Source organism: Corallococcus llansteffanensis (genome assembly GCF_003612055.1).
GTDB lineage: Bacteria > Myxococcota > Myxococcia > Myxococcales > Myxococcaceae > Corallococcus > Corallococcus llansteffanensis.
This window is the reverse complement of sequence record NZ_RAWB01000793.1, coordinates 1-3,557: the sequence shown is the minus strand read 5'-3', so window position 1 is coordinate 3,557 and position 3,557 is coordinate 1. Positions and strand designations below refer to the sequence as shown.

Sequence of the window (3,557 nt, the reverse complement as noted above, 5' to 3'; positions counted from 1 at the left end):
CCCGTGCCCAAGCCCCAGCCGGAGCGCCCTCCCCCGGAGTCGGAGTGCCTCTACGTGGCCGCCATCCTCCGGGAGCCCCGGCTGCTCGCCCGGGACACGTTCCGGGTATGTGATGAGCTGTCCCACATGGGCCTGCGGATGGTGCTGGCGCAGGCGACGTCCGGGCAGGGGCTGGAGGAAGCGCTCTTCGAGGCGACGGAGGTCGTCAAGCGGGCACTGCTGGAGGCCGGCCGGCGGCTTTCCGCCGGGGGCTCCGAGCTGGAGGGGGAGTTCGTCCAGGTGTGCCGGGACATCATGGTACGGCGCATCGACGAGCGGCTCGTTTATATAAAGCGGGCGACGGAACAGACGCCGGGGGCTTTTGATTTGACAGAAGAGACGCGGCAGCTCCTGTCCGAGCGCAAGGAGCTTCTGGCGCTCCGCAAGCGCGTCCTGGACGAGCTGAAGCCCGCTTCCTCGGGAACGGGAACAAAGGCACCAATGCAACCGGTTTGAGTTCGCGTTTGTAAGAAAGCTCGACTTTGCGGTAGATCGGCCGGCTCGCCCAGGCCAAAGCACCTGATTTTCTTAAGGAGAAGTACCCGAATGCCGACGCAGAAGCCCTCCAAGGCATCCGTGAAGCCCACCAAGAAGAAGGTGGATCCGGTGATCCGCAAGAAGAAGGCACCGGACAGCCCTGTGGCGAAGGTGACGAAGGCTGCGGATGCCGAGGACAAGGAGCTGGTGGCGAAGGAAGCCCCCGCCGAGGCAACCGAGAAGATCAAGAAGAAGAAGGGTGTGGCCGCCCTCGCCGACGACGTGGACCCCGAGGAGGCCGCTGAAGAGGCCGCCGCCGCCGTCCAGGTCGACCCCGACGCCGTCGAGGACGACGTGGAGGAGGACCCGGTCGCCGAGCGCAAGGAAGTCAAGGACCTGCTCGCCGCCGGCCGCGAGAAGGGCTTCCTCACCTACGACGAGGTGAATGACGCCCTGCCCGCCGACATCGTGTCGTCCGATCAGATCGACGACGTGATGAGCATGTTCGGCGACAACGACATCGAGATCGTCGACGCGCAGAAGGCCGCGCAGTCCAACGAGATCAAGCCCACCGTCGCGGTCGAGGAAGAGAAGGAAGACCAGGACGAGGACGAGAAGGACGAGGACGACGAGCCGGGTGGCAAGTCCAACGACCCCGTCCGCCTCTACCTGCGCAAGATGGGCAGCGTCAGCCTCCTCACCCGCGAGGGCGAGGTGGAGATCGCCAAGCGCATCGAGGAGGGTGAGAAGGAAGTCCTGCGCGCCCTGCTCGCCTGCCGCGTCGCGGTGGCGGACATCCTGGACATCAGCAACCGCCTGAAGACGGGCAAGCTGCGCGTGCGCGACGTCATCAAGGACGCGCCCGAAGAGGCCCAGTCGGAGAACGCTGAAGAGGCCGTCGAGGAGGTCTCCGAGGCCGAGGCTCCCGCGCAGCTCGCGCAGAGCGAGCTGAACAAGATCGAGCAGATCTCCAAGCAGATCGAGCGCTTCCGCAAGTTCGCCAAGGACTGCGAAGTCCTGGAGGAGGAGCTCTCCGGGAAGAAGAAGCTCACGGAGGTGCGCAAGAAGGAGCTGAAGCAGGAGGTGAAGGACCTTCGGACCAAGATGATGGAGGTCCTGGAGGAGATGCGGCTGAACAAGAAGCAGGTGGACCGCATCGTCGTGAACCTCAAGGGCCTCATCGAGCGCGTGGAGAAGGCGGAGGAGGAGCTGGGCGACCTGGAGCGTCGCTACGGCGTCTCCATGAAGGACCTGCGCCCTCAGCTCAAGGAGTCGCGCGAGAACCCGAACATCGCCAAGAAGCTCCAGAAGCAGCTCAACTTCACCCCGGAGCAGCTGGAGATCCTGGACCGCGACGTGCGTACCGCGGTGCGGAAGATCAAGCGCGTGGAGGAGGAGGCGAACCTCCCGGTGGACGCGCTGCGCCGCAACTACGACGCCATCCGGCTGGGTGAGAAGCGGGCGGAGCGCGCGAAGAGCGAGCTGGTGGAGGCGAACCTGCGCCTCGTGGTCTCCATCGCGAAGAAGTACACGAACCGCGGCCTGCAGTTCCTGGACCTCATCCAGGAGGGCAACATCGGCCTGATGAAGGCGGTGGACAAGTTCGAGTACAAGCGCGGCTACAAGTTCTCGACGTACGCCACCTGGTGGATCCGTCAGGCCATCACCCGCGCCATCGCGGATCAGGCCCGCACCATCCGCATCCCGGTGCACATGATCGAGACCATCAACAAGCTCATCCGCACGAGCCGCTACCTCGTGCAGGAGATTGGCCGCGAGCCGACGCCCGAAGAGATCGCGGAGAAGATGGAGCTGCCGCTCGACAAGGTGCGCAAGGTCCTGAAGATCGCCAAGGAGCCCATCTCCCTGGAGACGCCCATTGGCGAGGAAGAGGACAGCCACCTGGGCGACTTCATCGAGGACAAGAGCCTCGTGTCTCCGGCGGACGCGGTCATCAACATGAACCTGGCCGAGCAGACGCGGAAGGTGCTCGCCACGCTCACGCCGCGCGAGGAGAAGGTCCTGCGCATGCGCTTCGGCATCGGCGAGAAGAGCGACCACACGCTGGAAGAGGTGGGTCAGGACTTCGAGGTGACGCGCGAGCGCATCCGTCAGATTGAAGCCAAGGCGCTGCGCAAGCTGCGTCACCCCAGCCGCTCCAAGCGCCTGCGCTCGTTCGTCGAGAGCTAGACCGCTGAACCAGGTTGTCCTGAAGGCCCCCGCTCCCGCTTCGTGGACCGGGGGTCTTCTCGTTTTCGCTCCGAGGTCCCCGCGTGCCTCCGAAGAAGCCCGCCGCTCCCCTGTCCTTCCACGAGAACGTGATCCGCCAGGTGCGCTCCATCCCCCGGGGCGAGGTGCGCTCGTACGCGCAGGTGGCGCTCTACGCGGGACGACCCGGCGCGGCGCGCGGGGTGGGGCGGGAGTTGAAGCTGCTGCCGGGCACGGCCACGCAAGTGCCCTGGTGGCGCGTCATCCGTTCGGACGGGACGCTGGCGCCCCCGGTGGCGCACGAGCAGGCGCGCCGGCTGCGCCTGGAGGGCGTCACCGTGGCGGAGCGTGGGCAGGTGTTCCGCGTGGCGCTGAAGGACCGCGAGGACAGCTGACGACGGGGCCTTGCCAGGGGCGCGCGCACGGGGAGATAGTCAGCCCGCGCCGCGCGAGGATGTCCGTCGCGTCTGGCGTTGCAAATCCGAGGGGGCCCTTAGCTCAGCGGTTAGAGCTGTCGGCTCATAACCGATTGGTCCCTGGTTCGAATCCAGGAGGGCCCACCTTCCTCTCCCTCGCCTGACGTCTCGGAAAGCGCCGCGGAGGCTTCGAGAGCACCTCGGCAAGGGCCACCTCCGCTCAGACAGCCAGGGAACTGGACCTGACGGAGCAGGCGAAGACCGACCGGAACGGGGCAAGCCGAGAGCGCTAATGACAGTGGAGCGCGAGGCTCTCTCCCGCGCATCCCGCGACCCCGGCATTGATCGGGTGGGGCTCAGACGGCAATCGCTGGCAGCCAGACACCCATTCCCTCTCTTGAGAGACAGAGTAGGTTG

2 protein-coding genes, 1 tRNA gene and 1 pseudogene are annotated in these 3,557 nt (G+C 66.1%); all 4 read left to right on the top strand.

The window, feature by feature from the left end; all coding sequences use genetic code 11:
• A pseudogene (locus D7V93_RS40270) lies at nucleotides 1–495 on the top strand (DNA primase); the annotation flags it as partial.
• Nucleotides 496–585: 90 nt separating this feature from the next.
• Nucleotides 586–2,706 carry an RNA polymerase sigma factor RpoD gene (gene rpoD / locus D7V93_RS40265; protein ID WP_120648325.1) on the top strand — a complete coding sequence of 707 codons (2,121 nt, stop codon included), beginning with the start codon at nucleotides 586–588 and terminating at the stop codon, nucleotides 2,704–2,706.
• 83 nt (nucleotides 2,707–2,789) lie between these two features.
• Complete coding sequence (locus tag D7V93_RS40260) at nucleotides 2,790–3,119, top strand: MGMT family protein (protein ID WP_120648324.1); 330 nt, start codon at nucleotides 2,790–2,792, stop codon at nucleotides 3,117–3,119.
• A gap of 92 nt (nucleotides 3,120–3,211) precedes the next feature.
• Nucleotides 3,212–3,284, top strand: a tRNA-Ile gene (locus D7V93_RS40255).
• Nucleotides 3,285–3,557 lie beyond the last annotated feature (273 nt).